This is a genomic window from Aeromonas sp. S5(2024), from assembly GCF_041403025.1.
In the GTDB taxonomy this organism is placed as follows: Bacteria; Pseudomonadota; Gammaproteobacteria; order Enterobacterales; family Aeromonadaceae; genus Aeromonas; species Aeromonas hydrophila.
This window is the reverse complement of sequence record NZ_JBGLRI010000004.1, coordinates 293,560-311,035: the sequence shown is the minus strand read 5'-3', so window position 1 is coordinate 311,035 and position 17,476 is coordinate 293,560. Positions and strand designations below refer to the sequence as shown.

The window sequence follows — 17,476 nt, the reverse complement described above, 5'->3', positions numbered from 1 at the left end:
CAGATCAAACCCAGAATCGGAAAAGTGACTTTCCGTGGCAGGAACACATGGATTCAGAACAACAACAGCACCTTATTGAACAGCTCATCCCCCTGCTCAGAGAAAAGGATTTCGATGACATCTTCAATCGCCTGACCCAGGACGAAAACAGCAACAGCCGTTTTCTGATCAAGATGGAGATCAAGCGCAGATGCACCCCCTGCCGTCGCGTGATCGACATGCGGGACGAACTGGGTGACGAGTGTCTGGTCCATGAATCCGACGGGATCACCCACTTCATGCCGGCCGAGGCCATCGGTCTGTTCCAGTCCCAGTGCTATCTCTACAAAGACGATTACACCCTCGGAGTCTACGAGGCACTGCAATACTGGCAGAAACACCACCATGGCAAGAGTGATGGCCCGCTGCAGCCCCCTGCCAGCCCGTTTCGCCAGTACGACGTCAACCCCATCGCCTTTGCCAGCTACTATGGCCGACGCCAGGAGCGGATGCACTTCAGCTCCCCCGTGCTCATCAAGTTTGCCGATGGCGACAAGCTGTTTGCCAAAAGCTCCGATCTTTCCCTCGGCGGGATCCGGGTCTCGGTGCCCTATCTGCCCAACTACCAGACCGGCGCCCAGGTCGAGGTGTTCTTCACCGGGCTGGAGCGGGATCATGCCAACCCGGTCCTGCACCATTCGGTCAGCTACCAGATCCTCGGGGAAGAGAGCAAGGAGGGCAAGTTCTGGCTCAGGCTGGTCAAAACCGGCGAACACCCCGGCTTCGACCAGTTCCTGAGCGAGTTCATCGAGAGCAACAAGAGCCGCTATCGGGTCAGCGTCGACTACCTGCTCTCCGCCGCCATCATCAAGGGGTATGAGCAGTTCTATCTGCCGCGCATGACCGGGATGCCGCTGTTTTTCGGTTCGGGCGACAGCCCCAGCCTCGAGATCGCCCTGCGCACCGAGAACAACCAGCACATCCTCGAATACTGGCGCGATGCCAAGAACCGCGACATGCTCGCCAGCCTGTTTTCCGTCACCCGCATGCAATCCCTGCTGCCGGCGGCGGGTGAGCTGAAAGAGACCCTGATCTACTGCTTCACCCACTCGGTACGCAGCCACCTCTACTTCTTCTCCGCCACCCGGGAAGAGCTGTTGCAGAGCGGGCTGATGTCGCTCTTCTTCCAGGTCGGCGCCCGGCGCCCCAGCTGGCGGGTCTACAAATTCAGCCTGGAGCGCTGTGACCTGCACGAGGCCGATCTGGCCAGCCAGCAGAGCAAGGAGAGCCCCCAGCTGCAAGACATGCTGCTGCAGGAGCGGCTCAAGCAGATAAGCTATGTCGGCCTGCTGCAGGATGTCGGCCTCGACAGCCAGCGGGAGGAGTTTCAGTACGATGCCAGCGCCCAGCACAATGCCAACGAACTGCAGCGTTTCGGCCACGACAGCAGTGCCGCCCCCTTCGAGATCGAGACGCTGCACTATGTCCAGCTGCGCAAGGAGGCTCGCTACATCCACAAGACGGCCGTGGCCATCAAGCACAATGGTCGCGCCTGGCTCGGCTGGACCCGCGACATCTCGGCCCACGGCATGCAGATCGAGCTGGAAGAGCCGTTCGAGGGGGTGAAGGACGACATCGTCACCATCGCCCTGCCGCGCCTGCAGGAGCTCTCCAAGAGCATGGATCTGCAGCGTCTTCCCTACCGGCTGGTCAGCATCAACCTGACCCGCACCGTGCTGCACCTGTGCATCGAGGGCGATCCGGAGCGCCACACCGGCCGCCAGTTCTTCAAGCTGCTGATCGAGAGCAACCAGAACAAGCTCAAAGCAGCCCAGGAGCAGCGCCGCTATCGCGGCATGGCACGGGCGCTGCGCAACATCTACACCCACCATGTCTTCAGCACCCCGGTCTACATCAACAAGCTCAAGGGCGCCCCGAGGCCAGCCTCCATCGGTCATGCCCCGCAGCCGCGCAGCCTGTCGCGGCTGCTGAAAGCCTGTGCCGAGCAGGGCGACCAGGACAACCTCTATCCCCTGTTCCAGGGCGAATTGCTCAAACAGCTCATCATGAACCCGCTGCGGGCCATCGAACGGGAGGATCAGCCCCAGGAAGAGGAGGTCTACATCGCCAGCCTGCAGACGGCGGCCGGCCTGCCCATCTTCACCAGCCGGCTCGCCAGCAGCTTCAAGAATGTGGCGGAGAAGCGCAGCTTCATCGAACAGGCGCTGCGTCAGGGGGAGTTCTACTCGGTGTTGGTGGGCATCTCCCGCACCGGCCGCCCCGACACCAACTTCATCGCCAACGAGCTGGACTACATTGCCAAGTTCGCCATTCACAAGGCCAAGAAGCTGGAAGAGGAGCTGTGGAGCGTGGTGGGGGTGGGCGAGCTGACCGATACCAGCCAGGCGACCCTGTTTCGGCTCGGCATCGCGGCGCCCGTCAATTGAGCAGGCCCCTGCAAACCAAGGCCCTCAACCCGGCGGGCAGGCAATAAAACCATGGCAGGCCTCTGGCCCGCCATGGTTCATCCATCAGAACACCGGATAGTAACCCGCTCCGCCAACCGGTCTTTGTCAGGCCGCCTGCGGGTTGAGCAGCCATTCGAGGATCTGCGGGAAGTGATCTTCCTGCGCCTGCGGAGCGGTCAACATATTGATGTGGTCGTAATCGAGCCGGTTGCCATTGTCCCGGCCGAGGCGGGTATGGCGTGCGGCCGAGCCCATCTCGGCGCTGAAGCGGCGCACGTCGGTCGGGTGACCCAGCACCTTGTCCGCCTTGGCCGAGATCATCCAGAGCGGTGGCCAGTTGACCCGGGCGGCCGCCTCGTCGTAGGCGAACCCGTCGCTGGGATCTTGCCAGGGGCCGCATTTGACCCAGGGGATGGTCTCCTGCAGGTAACGCAGCGGCTCGTCGTCCGCCCCGATCTTCAGACTGCGCGCGGCCAGAAAGCCGTTGCGCCTGGCCAGCCAGGGGGCCAGCCGGTTCCAGATCAGATCCACCTTCAGCCAGCGCTCCGGATTTTGTACCGACACGCCGCGCTTGGTGCCAAAAAACACCAGGCTGGCCACCTGATCCGCCAACTCGGGGAAGCGCACCAGGGTCGACGCCATGATGACACCGCCCCAGGAGTGGGCCATCCAGTGCAGCTTGAAGCCGGCATGGCGGGCGGCAATCCAGCGATGCAGGGCCGGCAGATCCTCGGTGATGAGCTCATGCTGGCCATGTTCGGCCTGCTCGGCGATGGCTGGCGTGCTGAGCCCCCGTCCCCGCAGGTCAGCCACATAGACCTGATAGCCGTGGCGGGCCAGAAAGCAGGCCAGCCCCTTGCCCGATTCGGTGTAGAAGATGCGGCCGTTCTCTATGGCGCCGTGCACCATCAGGATCGGCTCGCCATGTACCGCGACCCGAGGCTGAATGTGGCGCACGTGCAACCGATGTGCGCCGCAGGGAATAAACAGGGATTGCTGTAACAGTTCCATTTTGAGACTACGTCCTCCGTGACGTGAGGGTCTTGCCGAGGCGCCGGGACTAGCGGCGATCCCAGCGCTGCTGGCGGCAGGCCAGGGCGCCGAGCAGGCAGATCACCCCTTCCAGATCGTGGTGATTGAGGGTGGCCGCCGCCTGCGCCCGCACCAGCGGCTTGGCATGGATGGCGATGCCGAGTCCGGCCACCCCCATCATCTTGAGATCGTTGGCGCCATCGCCGACAGCCACGGTCTGGCCAGCGGCGATGCCGTACTCCTGCGCCAGCTGCTGCAGTACCTTGGCCTTGACGGTGGCATCGACGATGCGCCCGCTCACCTTGCCGGTCAGCTGTTGCCCCTCCACCGCCAGCTCGTTGGCGAAGATGGCGTCCAGCCCCAGCTCCCGCTGCAACTGGCCGGCAAAACGGGTGAAGCCACCGGAGGCGATCGCCACCTTCCAGCCAGCCTGCTTGAGGGTATCGACCATCAACTGCAGGCCCGGCATCCAGGGCATGTCGGCCGCCACCTGGTCGAGAAGGCTGACCGGCGCCCCTTCCAGCAGGGCGACCCTGGCCCGCAGGCTGTCGGCAAACTCCAGCTTGCCCTGCATGGCGGCTGCCGTGACCGCCGCCACCTGCTCACCGACCCCGGCCAACCGGGCAATCTCGTCGATGCACTCGATGCGGATGGCGGTGGAGTCCATGTCCATCACCAGCAAACCGGGCTCGGCCAGGCTGGGCAGGGCCGGCAGATGACACAGATCGATGTCCCACTCCTCATCCTTGAGCGCCTGTACCAGAGCGGGCGAGAAGCGATCCGTGCCCAGCAGCAGCAGAGGCACCCCGGCCGGCATGGCGGGCGGATAGAGCCTGGCCTGCAACGCGTGCTGTGCCAGCAGCCCGGCCAGACGCCCGAGATGATGACCGGCCAGCGCGCGCCCGAACAGCACCAGCCAGGCGCCATCCAGCGCACTGGCGGCAGGCAGCAACGCCTGCGGCGTCGCCTCCCACCAGGGGGCGCCGGACAGGCACTCGGGCCACTCTGAAATCTCTGCGGGCAATTGGGACAACAACATAGGGATAACGCCTTCCTTGGTGATCATGGGGTTAACAATGCTGGCCCAGAGTAGCGTATTGCTTTTTGTACAGGCAAGCGCCAAGATCCCGCCACCCCTTGTCAGCAAAAGGCTCAACGCTTGCGTCATCTCCCCATCAAACGTGTGCTCAGTCTCGGTGCCGGCGTCCTGCTCGGGCTCTGGGTACTCGCGGTACTCATCCACATGCAGGGTGAGAGCCAGGCTTCGCTGCACAGCGAGGCACGCAACCGGGCCCAGGCGCTGGTGGCCTACGCCGCCCGCGACATGAAACGCTGGCTCAAGGAGGACAAGAACAGCGAGCTGGAGCGGCTGGCCCAGGATCTGGCTGCCGAGCCCGAGATCCTCGATGTCACCCTCTACGATGCCCGCGGCATCCCCCTCGCCCAGTCGGACAATGCGGTGCCGCTGGACAGCCTGTTGCCCATCGGCGACAGCAACAAGTCGATACCGGAACAGGGCAAGGGACGCATCCAGTTCGTGCAGGAGATCCTGGATGGGGAGCAGACCCTGGGGTATCTGCGCATTACGCTGGAAGAGCAGCAGATGCTGGCGGACAAGGATACCCGGCTCAAGGTGGTACAGGAGAAGCAGCGGCTGATGCTGCTGGTCGCCCTGCTGGCCGGGTTGCTCATCTCCTACGGGATCCGTCGCAACTACATGCGGGTGCGCAAGCACAAGAAGAAAAGCAAACCGGTCGAGCCGCAATAAGGCGGCGCGATCCCCCGACCCGAAACTGGCAATGCCACCAGCAGGAGCGCTGTATGATTGCCCCCTCTCTGCCGCTGGATGAAGAGAGTCGACTGGAACGACTCCGCATCCTCGGCCTGCTTGACCGCGAGCCCATCGATCAGCTGGATCGCCTGACCCGGCTCATTACCCGCCATTTCTCGCTGCCCATCGCCATGGTCTCGCTGACCGACGTGAACCGGCAGTGGTTTCTTGCCCGCACCGGCGTCGCCCTGTGCGAGATCAGCCGGGAGCACTCCTTTTGCGGCCATGCCATCCTGCGTCCCGACATCATGCAGGTGCCGGATGCCCGGCTCGACCCTCGATTTGCCGACAACCCGCTGGTGACCGAGGAGCCGCACGTGGTCTTCTATGCCGGGCGACCACTGCGGGCGCTGGATGGCGTGGTGCTCGGCACCCTCTGTCTGGTGGATCATGCCCCGCGCCACCTCGACCAGGAGGCCTGCCGCGATCTCGATGACTTCGGCCGCCTGGTGGAGAACACCCTGCACGATCTGGAGCGGCGCCATCAGGTGCGCAGCCTCAATCAGGTGCTGGAGGACAAGGATCACCTGTTCACCCTCACCTTCAACCAGTCATCGGTGGGCATGGCCCTCTCCTCCCTCGAAGGCAAGTGGCTGCGGGCCAACCCGGGGCTGGAGCGGCTGCTCGGCTACAGCGAGCAGGCGATGCTGAGCCGCACCTGGCACGCCATGACCCATCCCGAGGATCTGCCGCGTGAGCTACCCCTGTTCAACGCCCTGCTCGCGGGGCAACGGCAGGACTACCGGCTGGAGAAGCGGATGATCCGGGCCGACGGCAGCCAGTGCTGGGTCCAGCTCAGCGTGACCCTGTGCCATAGCCGCACCATGGCGCCACACCTGATCGCCGTGTTCGCCGATCTCACCGAGCGCAAGCAGGCCGAAGCCGAGCTGCTGCAACTGCAGCAGGGGCTCGAGCGGCAGGTCCGTGAGCGCACCCGCGAGCTGTCGAGCACGGTGGAGCAGCTGCATCGCGAGATGCAGGAGCGCGGCGCCATGCAGCAGCGCCTGTGGCAGGAGCAGCGCCGCCTGCAGCACATGCTGGAACACACCAGCAACGCCTTCCTCGAACTCGACGAGGCGCTGGTCATCACCGGCTGGAATCCGGCCTCCACCACCCTGCTTGGCTGGCACCCCGAAGAGATGCTGGGGCGTACCCTGCCCGCCCTGCTCGGCAGCGCTCACCCCCTGCTGGCCCAGCTGACCCATCCCCAGAGTGCTGCGCGCCGGCTGGAGTGCGAGATCGGCACCCACGACGGCCGGCGCATCCCGGTGGAGGTGATTGCCGAGCGCTACCAGTTCGACAGCAAGGTGCGCATCGCCCTGTTTTTGCACGACATCACGGCTCGCCGCCAGGTGCTGGCCGAGATTGAGCGCGGGCGGGCCAGGTTGCGGGCCATCACCGACGGCCTGCCGGTCACCATCAGCATGGTCTCGCCCGAGGGGCGCTATCTGTTCGCCAACCAGGCCTACTGCCGCTACTTCGGGCTCGATGCCGAGCTGATGCGGGAGATGAGCGTGCGGGAGGTGATCGGCGACGCGGCTTATGGCCGGGCCATCGCCCATCTGGAGCGGGCCCTCGCCGGCGAGCAGGTGAGCTTCGAGAACCGTTTCGAGCTGCCCATCGGCCCGCGCGATCTCAGGATCACCATGATCCCGAGCCGGGGCGATGAGCCGGGGGTCTACATCCTTGGCAGCGACATCACCGAGTTCAAGGCGCTGCAGAACCAGCTGGAACACGAGGCGGCCCACGACCCCCTCACCGGCTTGCCCAATCGGCGCGCCTTCACCCTGCGCCTCTCCCGGGAGCTGGAGCGGGTGCGCCAGAATGCCGAGACTCTGGGCCTGCTGTTTCTCGATCTCGACGGCTTCAAGCGGATCAACGATCAGCTCGGCCATCACGTCGGCGACGCCCTGCTGCAACGCTTCGCCAGCGTGCTGAGTGCCGAGGTGCGCCCCGGCGACATGGTGGCGCGCCTGGCTGGCGACGAGTTCACCATCATACTGCCGGCCCTGCGCCAGCCGGAGCTGGAGCTGCCCGCCCTGTGCGAGCGGCTGCTGGCGGCCATGGCGGTGCCGGCCGACGTGGCCGGCCACCTGTTGCCCCTCGCCGGCAGCATCGGTGGTGCGCTCTGCCACTCGGGCCAGTATTGCCACATCGACGATCTGCTGCACCGGGCCGACTGCGCCATGTACCAAGCCAAGCAGGCCGGCAAGGGGCGCTTCGCCCTCGACCTCTGATCTGCCATCCTTGAAATGCAAAACGGCGGCCCGAGGGCCGCCGTTGTCATTATTCATGCGCGAGGGGGATTAGTTGTCGCCCAGCAGGACGGAATCCAGCGCGATTTCGATCATGTCGTTGAAGGTCAGCTGACGCTCTTCGGAGGTAGTCTGCTCACCGGTACGGATATGGTCGGAGACGGTGCAGATGGTCAGTGCCTTGGCACCGTACTCTGCGGCCACGCCGTAGATACCGGCGGCTTCCATCTCGACACCCAGGATGCCGTACTTTTCCATGACATCGAACATGGAGGGATCCGGGGTGTAGAACAGGTCGGCGGAGAAGATGTTGCCCACGCGCACGGCAACGCCCTTGTTCTTGGCGGCCTGTACGGCATTGGCAACCAGATCAAAGTCGGCGATGGCGGCGAAGTCGTGATCCTTGAAGCGCAGACGGTTCACTTTGGAGTCGGTGCAGGCACCCATGCCGATCACCACGTCACGCAGTTTCACGTCTTCACGCACGGCGCCGCAGGAGCCAACGCGGATCAGGGTCTTCACGCCATAATCGGTGATCAGCTCTTTTGCATAGATGGAGCAGGACGGGATGCCCATGCCGTGACCCATGATGGAGATGCGACGACCCTTGTAGGTGCCGGTGAAACCGAACATGTTGCGCACGTCGCACACCTGCTCGACGTTCTCCAGGAAAGTCTCGGCGATGTACTTGGCGCGCAGGGGGTCGCCCGGCATCAGCACGGTATCAGCAAAGGCGCCATCTTTCGCATTGATATGAGGAGTTGCCATTCTCTTGATTCCTTCACACTAGGTTGAGTTTTATTGTCTTTATTGGTTGCCCGCCGCCGAGGCGGCGGGCGGGTAAATTACAGGAAGCTGGTACCGTATGCCAGTTTGGGCAGGCCGTGGTACGCCGCGATGCTCTGGCCGATGTCGGCGAAGGTCTCGCGACGACCGACGGAGCCGGCCTTGACCGGCTTGCCGTAGAACAGCACCGGAATGTACTCGCGGGTGTGATCGGTACCACCCCAGGTCGGATCGCAGCCGTGGTCGGCGGTCAGCACTACCACGTCGCCATCTTCCAGCAACTCGAACAGCTCCGGCAGGCGGGAGTCGAAATACTCCAGCGCATCGGCATAGCCCTTCACGTCGCGACGGTGACCGTAGGAGGAGTCGAAGTCGACGAAGTTGGTGAAGACGATGGTCTGGTCACCGGCCGCTTTCACCTCTTCCAGAGTACGATCCCACAGCTCGGTCAGACCGGTTCCCTTCACCTGCTTGGTGATGCCCTGCTGGGCATAGATGTCGGCGATCTTGCCGATGGAGACCACCTGGCCACCCGCTTCCTTCATGTAGTCCAGCACGGTCGGTGCCGGCGGCAGTACGGAGTAGTCGTGGCGGTTGCCGGTGCGTTTGAAGTTGCCCTTGCCGCTGCCCACGAACGGACGCGCGATGACGCGGCCGATGTTGTAGGGCTCCAGCAGCTCGCGCACGATGTGGCACAGCTCATAGAGCTTCTCGAGGCCGTAGGTCTCTTCGTGGCAGGCGATCTGGAACACGGAGTCGGCAGAGGTGTAGAGGATCGGCTTGCCGGTGCGCATGTGCTCTTCGCCCAGATCATCCAGCACCTGGGTACCGGAGGCGTGGCAGTTGCCCAGATACCCTGGCAGACCAGCCTTCTCGACGATGGCATCCAGCAGCTCCTGCGGGAAGCTGTTGTGGTGGTCATGGAAGTAACCCCACTCGAACAGCACGGGCACACCGGCGATCTCCCAGTGACCGGACGGGGTGTCCTTGCCGGAGGAGAGCTCCTGGGCAAAGCCGTAGGCGCCGACCACCTCGATGTCCTTGTTCAGACCCGCCGGGAAGGTGCCGCTGGCGAGTTCGCCCGCGTGACCTAGACCCAGCTTGCTGAGGTTCGGCAGATTGAGGGCGCCACGGCCTTCGATCTCACCGGCGGCGCAGGCCTTGGCGATATGGCCAAGGGTATTGGCGCCCACATCTCCGAACTTGTCGGCGTCGGCGGCAGCGCCAATACCGAAAGAGTCCATCATCAGAATAAAGGTACGTTTCATGGGACTTCCCCTTGTTACAAATCAGCCAGACCGATGCGACGGTAGACCTCGGGCAGCGCCTCTGGTCGGGTGTCACCGATCTTGACGGCGGCCTGCACCATGCTGGCAGCCTGAGCGAATTGCTCTTCAGTTTGAGCGTGGATCAGGGCGAGCGGCTTGTCTGCCTCGACGCTTTGACCCAGGCGGATAAAGTCGGTCAGACCGACCGCATAATCAAGTTTGTCACCGGCAGCGCGACGGCCACCGCCCATGGCGACCACGGCCAGACCCAGTTCACGGGTGTCCATGGCAGTCACAAAACCGCTGTTGGCGGCATAGACGGGGCGCACGATGGCGGCTTTCGGCAGGTGATGATCGTAGCGCTCCATGAAGTCGCTCGGGCCACCCAGGCCGGTCACCATGCGACCGAAGAGCTCGGCCGCCTTGCCATTGTCCAGCACGGCCTGCAGCTTGCGGCGGGCCTCACCGTCATCGCTGGCCAGGCCGGCGGAGATCAGCATCTCGGCACACAGCGCCATGGTCACGGCGTGGATGCGCGGGTTGCGGTATTCACCGGTCAGGTAGCGCACCGCTTCGCGCACTTCCACCGCGTTGCCGGCACTGGAGGCCAGCACCTGGTTCATGTCGGTCAAGAGTGCTGAAGTGCGGCAGCCGGCACCGTTGGCCACCGCGACTATGCTCTTGGCCAGCTCTTCGGAGGCTTCAAAGGTCGGCATGAAGGCACCGGAGCCCACTTTCACATCCATCACCAGCGCTTCCAGCCCGGAGGCGAGCTTTTTGGAGAGGATGGAGCCGGTGATCATGGCAATGGATTCGACGGTGGCAGTAATGTCCCGTACCGCATAGATACGCTTGTCGGCCGGGGCGAGATCGCCGGTCTGGCCGATGATGGCGACACCAGCCTCTTTCACCACTTTCAGGAAACGATCGTTGTCGACCGAGGTCTGGTAGCCAGGAATGGCATCCAGCTTGTCGAGGGTACCGCCGGTGTGGCCCAGGCCACGGCCGGAGATCATCGGCACGAAACCGCCGCAGGCGGCAACCATCGGGCCGAGCATCAGGGAGACGACGTCACCCACACCGCCGGTGGAGTGCTTGTCGACGATCGGGCCACCCAGATTGAGGTGGTCCCAGGTCAGTACCATGCCGGAGTCGCGCATGGCGCAGGTCAGGGCGACCCGCTCATCCATGGTCATGTCTTTGAAGTAGACCGCCATCGCCAGCGCCGCAATCTGGCCCTCGCCGATGGTGTTGTTGGTAATGCCCTGAACGAAGAACTGAATCTCTTGGGTACTGAGCGCTTCACCGTTGCGCTTCTTGCGAATAATTTCTTGAGGCAAAAACATCTTTCATTCCCTCCGCCATTGCTGGCGTTACACAAGCCTGAATCCTTGCCCGCACACCGCATGGTGGGGGCGAAACAGGGCGGACCAGGTCCGCCCTCTCATCAACCTATTAGTAACCGCTGGTGTTGGCCGGCTTGTCGCCATGCCCCAGTGTGGCCAGCAAGCTGGCCAGCAGGCTGGATGCACCAAAGCGGAAGGTGCGGGCGGATACCCAGTCCTTGCCCAGGATCTCTTCGGCCATGGCCAGGTACTGACCCGCCACGGCGGCGTCTTTCACGCCACCGGCCGGCTTGAAGCCGACTTTCGGGTTCTTGGCCTTGATCACTTCCATCATGATGCGCGCCGCTTCCGGGGTCGCATTGACCGGCACCTTGCCGGTGGAGGTCTTGATGAAGTCGGCACCGGCGTCGATGGAGATTTCAGACGCGCGGCGGATCAGCGCCTCTTCTTTCAGCTCGCCGGTTTCGATGATCACTTTCAGCAGGGCTTGGGTACCACAGGCTTCCTTACAAGCTTTGACCAGATCGAAGCCGACCTGTTCATTGCCGGCCATGAAGGCGCGGTACGGGAACACCACGTCCACTTCATCGGCACCGTAGGCCACGGCGGCGCAGGTTTCGGCCACGGCGATCTCGATGTCGTCGTTGCCGTGCGGGAAGTTGGTCACGGTCGCAATGCGCACGTCGGCGGCGCCGATTTCACGCAGGGTCTTGCGAGCGATGGGGATGAAACGGGGATAGATGCAGACGGCGGCGGTCAGGCCGGCCGGTGACTTGGCCTTGCGGCACAGGTCGATCACCTTCTGATCGGTGTCGTCATCGTTCAGAGTGGTCAGGTCCATCAGGTTCAGGGCGCGCTGGGCGGCCAGTTTCAGATCAGTCATTCTGTTCTCCAAAGTCTCGATTTAGTCCGGATTCCAGGGCATGGGTCCGCCTGTCGCAACGCAACCGGCAAGACACGACTCCCAAAGAAACGGGAATGGAATTGCAGCGCAATTGCACGGGCAATGAGGCTGCAAATAAGGCAAGAGCCCTGTCACTTTCTTACAAAAGTGCGGACTTGGTTCCATGAAGACTTGAGAAAGGCAGACAAGGTCTGACCCGACTTCCCAATCAATTCCATTTGACCGCCAACACCCGATTTCATCGGGCATTAGTCAATGCCAGCACCCTGCTGGCAATGCCTATTTCAGCCGAGATACCCCTTGTTTGCAAGCCGGATTTGCCATTTTCAGAGGTACCTCACATCTGGCAAATCCGGTACTGAAAAGTGCGTTAAGAGAAGAAGCGAGTGAGTATCCAGGAGTATGCCAGCCCCCCCAGATAGACTCCGACGATCCCCATTACCCCGGACAATACGGGCGGGGCCGGGATCGGCAATTTGAGGAAAGAAAACAACAAGCCAACGATAAAGCCGGCCGCCATCGCCAGTAGCACTTCATTCATATAACCTCCGATTTGACTCATTTTATTATTAGTTTAGAAAGGAAAACGGTTGTCACCGCCCCAAACGCGAACGCCACAGCTTCTCGCTGTGGCGTTCGTCTTTACCCTGACAGTCAGGCGATATTACATGCCGGACAGCGCCAGGAAGAAGCCTGCGATGGTCGCAGACATCAGGTTGGACAGAGAGCCAGCCAGTACGGCTTTCAGACCAAATTTGGCAATGGTGCCGCGACGGTTCGGTGCCATGGAGCCCAGACCACCCAGCAGGATGGCGACGGAGGACAGGTTGGCAAAGCCGCACAGGGCAAAGGAGATGATGGCCTTGGTGTGGTCGGACATGGCCACGCCATTGATCAGCACTTCATCTTTCAGATACGGAGCAAAGTTCAGGTAGGCCACAAACTCGTTGACCACCAGTTTCTGACCGATGAAGGAACCGGCCACGATGGCTTCGCTCCAAGGTACCCCGATCAGGAAGGCCAGCGGGGAGAAGATCCAGCCCAGCAGCAGTTCCAGAGAGAGCTGAGGATAACCGAACCAGCCACCCACACCGGAGAAGATGCCGTTGATCATGGCGATCAGGCCGATGAAGGCCAGCAGCATGGCACCGACGTTCAGGGCCAGTTGCAGACCGGCAGAAGCACCGGCGGCAGCGGCATCGATCACGTTGGCAGGCTTGTCTTCCAGCTCGCCATCGGCATTGTTCTCGTCGTAGCTCGGGGTCTCGGTTTCCGGCACCAGCAGCTTGGCGAACAGCAGACCACCCGGGGCAGCCATGAAGGAGGCGGCGATCAGGTATTCCATCTTGACGCCCATGGAGGCGTAGCCAGCCAGTACGGAACCGGCAACGGAGGCCAGACCACCACACATGACGGCAAACAGCTCGGAGTCAGTCATCTTGGAGATGAAGGGACGCACCACCAGCGGGGCTTCAGTCTGACCCACGAAGATGTTGGCAGTGGCAGAGAGGGATTCGGTACGGGAAGTGCCCAGTACTTTTTGCAGACCACCACCCAGCAGTTTGATGACCCACTGCATGATGCCCAGGTAATAAAGAACGGCGATCAGCGAGGAGAAGAAGATAATGACCGGCAGTACGCGGAAGGCGAAGATAAAGCCGCCGCCACCGAATACTTCGAACATCTTGTTGCTGACCAGACCACCGAACAGGAATTCGATACCGTTTTGGCCATAACCGATGACGCTGGAAACGGCATCGGATACACCCACCAGAATATCTCGGCCAACCGGGACGTACAGCACGAATGCACCCAGTCCAGCTTGAATTGCAAAGGCACCGACAACGGTGCGAATTTTTATTGCTTTGCGATTACTGGAGAACAGCACCGCGATAAGGACGAGCGTTGCCATCCCTACCAGACCCATTATCAAATTCATTATTAACACTTCCTCTTTAGTAGCACCTTCCAGCTTGTTAACAACTTGTATCTCAAAGCTATCAATCAAGGGTGCGCATTATACTAATTACGGTGCGACAAAGTAGAATGCTGGTCACATTTTATAAGCATGAAATGCGCTAGGGGTCGTCAAATTAGACCGCAAACGATTTTTACTTACCCCGTTTTTTATCATGCCGCTATCAATAGTTAATCAGCTGTTAATTTGTGACTTGCCCAGCTGGAAAGCCTGCAAAGTGGATTCACGTAACACCGAGGCAACATGGGCCAGCGATTGTTGCCGTAAATCGGCCAGCAGTTGCGCAATTTTTGGCAGGTTGGCGGGGGTGTTGGGCGCCCCCTGCTGACCCTGCAGCGGCATGTCGGGGGCGTCGGTTTCCAGCAGCAAGGATTCCAGCGGCATGTCGCGCACCGCCTCCCGGGTCTTGTTGGCCCGCTCGAAGCTGATGACCCCGCCGATACCGAGCCGAAATCCCAATTGCCAGAACGCCTCTGCCTGCTGCAGAGAACCGCTGAAGGCGTGGATGACGCCCCCTCTGGCCGGACGCACGCGCCTGAGGATCTTGGCCACAGTGTCGTTGGCGCGCACCGAATGGACAATAAGGGGCAGCTCATGCTCCATGGCCAGCACGATCTGGGCCTCGAACATCTCGAGTTGCCCCTCCTGCGGCACATGGGAGCGCAGATCCAGCCCGCACTCGCCCACCGCCACCAGCCCGCGTGGACGCTCGGCCAACAGTCGCCGCAGCCGGGTCAATACCACCGGAGTCTGCCCCCCCACATACCAGGGGTGCACACCCAGAGCATAGGAAATACCATCGTGCTCTGCCGCCAGCGCCATCACCCGGCCCCAGTTTTCCTCTCCCACGGCGGGAATGATATACTCGCTCACCCCCAGCTGGCGGCACTCGGCCAGCAGCGCCGCCCGATCGGGATCGAAGACTGGAAAATCGAGATGGCAATGGGTGTCGATCAGTTGCATGTCGCTCTCACCTGTTTGTCGTAATTAATGGGTCCATATCATGATGAAACGCACAAGCCACGGCTTTACCCTGATAGAACTGGTGCTGGTCATCATAGTGCTGGGGATCCTGGCCATCACCGCCCTGCCCCGTTTCATCAATCTCAAGGATGAGGCTCTCAAGAGTACGGTCGCCACCACCGCCACCAGCTTCGCCAGCGCGGTGCAGCTGGCTCATGCCGGCTGGGCGGTCAAGGCGCAGGATCAGGCGCTCTACAATCTCGGCAGCATGGGGCAGCGCAATCTCGACATCAACCGCTATGGCTGGCCCGCCGGCACCGACGAAGATCAGGGCCGCAAGGGGATAGATGAGCCCTATGTCGCAGGTCAGGGAGACTACATCTCGGTGAGCAACCAGTCAGACTGTCGCCTGCTGTTTCAGGGGCTGCTGGACAGCAGCTATACCGTCGCCTCGGTCGATCAGGATCCCGAGATCCAGCTCAACGCCGACTACCTGTCCAGCGAACTGCCTGCCAACCAGGTAGATGCGGATGGGGAGCCGCACAGCAACTGCCGCTATACCCTGCGCGACTCCATTGGCCGCTTCCCGACCTATCCGACTGGCCTCTCCTTCGACTACAACAGCGTCACTGGTGCCGTGACCCGCAATTTCCAGTGAGCGATTCCGACTCGCCCTGCTGCTCCGTCTGCGGCGCGTCATCCTGCTCGCTGCGTACCGGCACGCAGCAGCGCCGGTTCTCCGGTGTGAGTCCCCACTCCTCGCACCAGCCATCGTAGCGAGCCAGCCAGCGTAACAAGATGCCTTTCATGGTCTGCTCCTCGTCTCTCTCGTCCCCTTGCCGTTTCTCCCTATCGGCTCCGAATCCGCTAATGTCACGGCTAGATACCGGAATGACAGGTATAAAAAAACGACTCCATTTGGAGTCGTTTTTATCAGAGCCATCTGGCTAATTCAATTCACGCCTGGGTGGGCAGGCTCAGTCGAGCAACGGCCTCCACGTGCATGACGCAAGGGGAACATGTTCACCGGCGATCAGGCCTTGGCCGGCAAACTCAAGCGGGCAACCGCTTCCACGTGCATGGAGTGCGGGAACATGTCGACCGGCTGCACCTCGTCCAGTACGAAACCCTGCTTGACCAACCAGGCGAGATCGCGGGCCAGAGTCTGCGGGTTGCAGGAGACATAGACCAACCGGCGCGGCGCCATGGCAACCAGGGTCTGCAGCACGGCCTTATCACAACCCTTGCGCGGCGGATCCATCACCACCACATCGGCAGTCACACCCTGCGCATGCAGCTCGGGCATCAGCTGCTCAGCCTTGCCGACATGGAACTCGGTGTGCTCGATGCCGTTGAGGGCGGCGTTGCGACGGGCATCGCTGATGGCACTCTCCACCGACTCGATCCCCACCACCTTGGCGGCCTTGCCGGCCAGGAACAGGGAGATGGTGCCGATACCGCAGTAGATGTCGAACACCGTCTCGTTGCCGGTCAGTTCCGCATACTCGAGGGCGCTGGAGTAGAGCACATCGGTCTGGCTCGGGTTGTTCTGGAAGAAGGAGAGCGGCGAGATCTCGAACTCGAGCTCGTGGATCTTGTCGTGGATCACCCCTTCGCCCAGCAGCACCCGGTTGGTGGCCCCCAGGATGCGGTTGGTGCGTTCCTCGTTGATGTTCTGCACCAGGGTGGTAACCGGCAGATCACTCAGGGCGGTCAGCAGCTCGGCTTCGAACGGCAGCTCCTCGCTCAGGGTCACCAGCACCACCATCAGCTCGCCGCTCTTGAAGCCCTTGCGGGTCATCAGGTTGCGTACACAGCCGGTGTGATTCACCTCGTCATAGGCGGCGATGTTGTGTTCGCGCATCCAGTTGCGTACTCGAGCGTTCAGCTCGACGTGCAGGGAATCTTGCACCGCGCAGTCATCGGCGGTGATGAGGTCATGGGAGTGCTTGCGATAAAAGCCGATCTCGGCGCCGGCGTCGCAACCGCGCACCGCATATTGGGCCTTGTTGCGATAGGCAAACGGGCTATCCATGCCGAGGATTGTCCTGACGGTGGTATCACCCAGCCCGGCCAGTTCCAGCGCACTCTCCACCAGCGCCTGTTTGAGCTTGAGCTGGGCCGGATAGGCCAGCGGGCGCACCTGGCAGCCACCACATTCGGTGTTGGGGCAGAAGTCGGCGACCCGATCGGCGGAGGGCTGGAGCAGCTCGGTCACCTTGCCGTGCAGATAGTTGGGCTTGACCTCGGTCAGCTCCACCAGCGCCTGCTCACCGGGCAGCAAACCTTCCACAAACAGGGGGCGGTCGAACAGGCGTCCTTTGCCATCTCCTTTGTCGGTCAGTTCCAGGATCTCGATCTGGTGTTGATGTCCCACTAACGGCATGAGCGGCTCCAAAAGTACATATAAAGAGGGGTAATGGAGCCGGCCCGGCCAGCCCCATCAAGAAAAGGTGGCAGAGTTTAGCGGAGATCTGGCCAAATTGCAGGCATAAAACAGCAACAAGACCGAGGACATTGCCCCGCCTGGCGTTATCTGCCGAAAAAGCCGGAATCCCCCGGCGAGATTCAGGGGCTGTCCTTATAAGAGAGCATGGTGACCACGGACGGGCCATCATCTCCGCCGGCCCAGCCATCAAACCGGCCCCCAACCCTGACAGCACCAC

Annotated in this window: 15 protein-coding genes; 4 read left to right on the top strand and 11 right to left on the bottom strand. The window is 61.9% G+C overall.

From position 1 onward, the window contains the following. The first annotated feature begins 47 nt into the window (after window positions 1-47). Window positions 48-2,426, top strand: coding sequence for a PilZ domain-containing protein (locus ACB032_RS10915; protein ID WP_371137923.1), 2,379 nt, complete (start codon window positions 48-50; stop codon window positions 2,424-2,426). 126 nt (window positions 2,427-2,552) lie between these two features. On the opposite strand, the gene ACB032_RS10910 is transcribed toward ACB032_RS10915, so the two are convergent. Both ACB032_RS10910 and serB read right to left on the bottom strand, forming a co-directional pair. Continuing rightward, window positions 2,553-3,458, bottom strand: coding sequence for an alpha/beta fold hydrolase (locus ACB032_RS10910; protein WP_029304809.1), 906 nt, complete (start codon window positions 3,456-3,458; stop codon window positions 2,553-2,555). Between the two features lie 49 nt (window positions 3,459-3,507). Continuing rightward, entirely contained in the window at window positions 3,508-4,518 is a 1,011-nt protein-coding gene (gene serB, locus ACB032_RS10905) for a phosphoserine phosphatase SerB (protein ID WP_371137922.1), read from the bottom strand. Window positions 4,519-4,638: 120 nt separating this feature from the next. Here serB and ACB032_RS10900 point away from each other — a divergent pair, with 120 nt between their 5' ends. Further along, window positions 4,639-5,247 (top strand): AhpA/YtjB family protein, encoded by a 609-nt coding sequence (locus ACB032_RS10900; protein ID WP_017411238.1) that lies wholly within the window; start codon window positions 4,639-4,641, stop codon window positions 5,245-5,247. 53 nt (window positions 5,248-5,300) lie between these two features. Further along, window positions 5,301-7,547 (top strand): PAS domain S-box protein, encoded by a 2,247-nt coding sequence (locus ACB032_RS10895; RefSeq protein ID WP_371137921.1) that lies wholly within the window; start codon window positions 5,301-5,303, stop codon window positions 7,545-7,547. Between the two features lie 69 nt (window positions 7,548-7,616). On the opposite strand, the gene deoD is transcribed toward ACB032_RS10895, so the two are convergent. From deoD to ACB032_RS10860, 7 genes are all read right to left on the bottom strand, one after another. Then, complete coding sequence (gene deoD, locus ACB032_RS10890; RefSeq protein WP_011707410.1) at window positions 7,617-8,333, bottom strand: purine-nucleoside phosphorylase; 717 nt, start codon at window positions 8,331-8,333, stop codon at window positions 7,617-7,619. Between the two features lie 77 nt (window positions 8,334-8,410). Further along, window positions 8,411-9,619 carry a phosphopentomutase gene (locus tag ACB032_RS10885; protein WP_024945853.1) on the bottom strand — a complete coding sequence of 403 codons (1,209 nt, stop codon included), beginning with the start codon at window positions 9,617-9,619 and terminating at the stop codon, window positions 8,411-8,413. 14 nt (window positions 9,620-9,633) lie between these two features. After that, window positions 9,634-10,965: a thymidine phosphorylase gene (deoA, locus tag ACB032_RS10880; protein WP_257686171.1), complete on the bottom strand. Its 1,332-nt coding sequence runs from the start codon at window positions 10,963-10,965 to the stop codon at window positions 9,634-9,636. Between the two features lie 109 nt (window positions 10,966-11,074). Next, window positions 11,075-11,848 carry a deoxyribose-phosphate aldolase gene (gene deoC / locus ACB032_RS10875; RefSeq protein WP_371137920.1) on the bottom strand — a complete coding sequence of 258 codons (774 nt, stop codon included), beginning with the start codon at window positions 11,846-11,848 and terminating at the stop codon, window positions 11,075-11,077. 391 nt (window positions 11,849-12,239) lie between these two features. Then, entirely contained in the window at window positions 12,240-12,410 is a 171-nt protein-coding gene (locus ACB032_RS10870; protein ID WP_005305103.1) for a XapX domain-containing protein, read from the bottom strand. A 123-nt stretch (window positions 12,411-12,533) separates the two neighbouring features. Beyond that, window positions 12,534-13,808, bottom strand: coding sequence for a NupC/NupG family nucleoside CNT transporter (locus tag ACB032_RS10865; RefSeq protein WP_011707414.1), 1,275 nt, complete (start codon window positions 13,806-13,808; stop codon window positions 12,534-12,536). Window positions 13,809-14,021: 213 nt separating this feature from the next. Beyond that, window positions 14,022-14,810 (bottom strand): TatD family hydrolase, encoded by a 789-nt coding sequence (locus ACB032_RS10860; protein ID WP_371137919.1) that lies wholly within the window; start codon window positions 14,808-14,810, stop codon window positions 14,022-14,024. A gap of 40 nt (window positions 14,811-14,850) precedes the next feature. Between ACB032_RS10860 and tppF the strand changes: the two genes are divergently transcribed. Further along, window positions 14,851-15,468: a type IVa pilus pseudopilin TppF gene (tppF, locus tag ACB032_RS10855; protein ID WP_371137918.1), complete on the top strand. Its 618-nt coding sequence runs from the start codon at window positions 14,851-14,853 to the stop codon at window positions 15,466-15,468. Here the strand turns inward: tppF and ACB032_RS10850 are convergent. Next, on the bottom strand, window positions 15,437-15,619 hold the full coding sequence (locus ACB032_RS10850) for a DUF5363 family protein (RefSeq protein ID WP_073351758.1): 183 nt from the start codon (window positions 15,617-15,619) through the stop codon (window positions 15,437-15,439). The two genes, tppF and ACB032_RS10850, sit on opposite strands and share 32 nt — an antisense overlap. Before the next feature lie 224 nt (window positions 15,620-15,843). Beyond that, window positions 15,844-17,196 (bottom strand): 23S rRNA (uracil(1939)-C(5))-methyltransferase RlmD, encoded by a 1,353-nt coding sequence (gene rlmD, locus ACB032_RS10845; RefSeq protein ID WP_371137917.1) that lies wholly within the window; start codon window positions 17,194-17,196, stop codon window positions 15,844-15,846. Window positions 17,197-17,476 lie beyond the last annotated feature (280 nt).

What these genes read in the sequence shown, in the direction of transcription:
- ACB032_RS10860 (WP_371137919.1), bottom strand. Translation starts at nt 14,810, where the DNA reads ATGCAACTGATCGACACCCATTGCCATCTCGATTTTCCAGTCTTCGAT.
- ACB032_RS10915 (WP_371137923.1), top strand. Translation starts at nt 48, where the DNA reads ATGGATTCAGAACAACAACAGCACCTTATTGAACAGCTCATCCCCCTG.
- deoA (WP_257686171.1), bottom strand. Translation starts at nt 10,965, where the DNA reads ATGTTTTTGCCTCAAGAAATTATTCGCAAGAAGCGCAACGGTGAAGCG.
- rlmD (WP_371137917.1), bottom strand. Translation starts at nt 17,196, where the DNA reads ATGCCGTTAGTGGGACATCAACACCAGATCGAGATCCTGGAACTGACC.
- ACB032_RS10865 (WP_011707414.1), bottom strand. Translation starts at nt 13,808, where the DNA reads ATGAATTTGATAATGGGTCTGGTAGGGATGGCAACGCTCGTCCTTATC.
- ACB032_RS10895 (WP_371137921.1), top strand. Translation starts at nt 5,301, where the DNA reads ATGATTGCCCCCTCTCTGCCGCTGGATGAAGAGAGTCGACTGGAACGA.
- ACB032_RS10870 (WP_005305103.1), bottom strand. Translation starts at nt 12,410, where the DNA reads ATGAATGAAGTGCTACTGGCGATGGCGGCCGGCTTTATCGTTGGCTTG.
- tppF (WP_371137918.1), top strand. Translation starts at nt 14,851, where the DNA reads ATGATGAAACGCACAAGCCACGGCTTTACCCTGATAGAACTGGTGCTG.
- deoC (WP_371137920.1), bottom strand. Translation starts at nt 11,848, where the DNA reads ATGACTGATCTGAAACTGGCCGCCCAGCGCGCCCTGAACCTGATGGAC.
- serB (WP_371137922.1), bottom strand. Translation starts at nt 4,518, where the DNA reads ATGTTGTTGTCCCAATTGCCCGCAGAGATTTCAGAGTGGCCCGAGTGC.
- deoD (WP_011707410.1), bottom strand. Translation starts at nt 8,333, where the DNA reads ATGGCAACTCCTCATATCAATGCGAAAGATGGCGCCTTTGCTGATACC.
- ACB032_RS10885 (WP_024945853.1), bottom strand. Translation starts at nt 9,619, where the DNA reads ATGAAACGTACCTTTATTCTGATGATGGACTCTTTCGGTATTGGCGCT.
- ACB032_RS10850 (WP_073351758.1), bottom strand. Translation starts at nt 15,619, where the DNA reads ATGAAAGGCATCTTGTTACGCTGGCTGGCTCGCTACGATGGCTGGTGC.
- ACB032_RS10910 (WP_029304809.1), bottom strand. Translation starts at nt 3,458, where the DNA reads ATGGAACTGTTACAGCAATCCCTGTTTATTCCCTGCGGCGCACATCGG.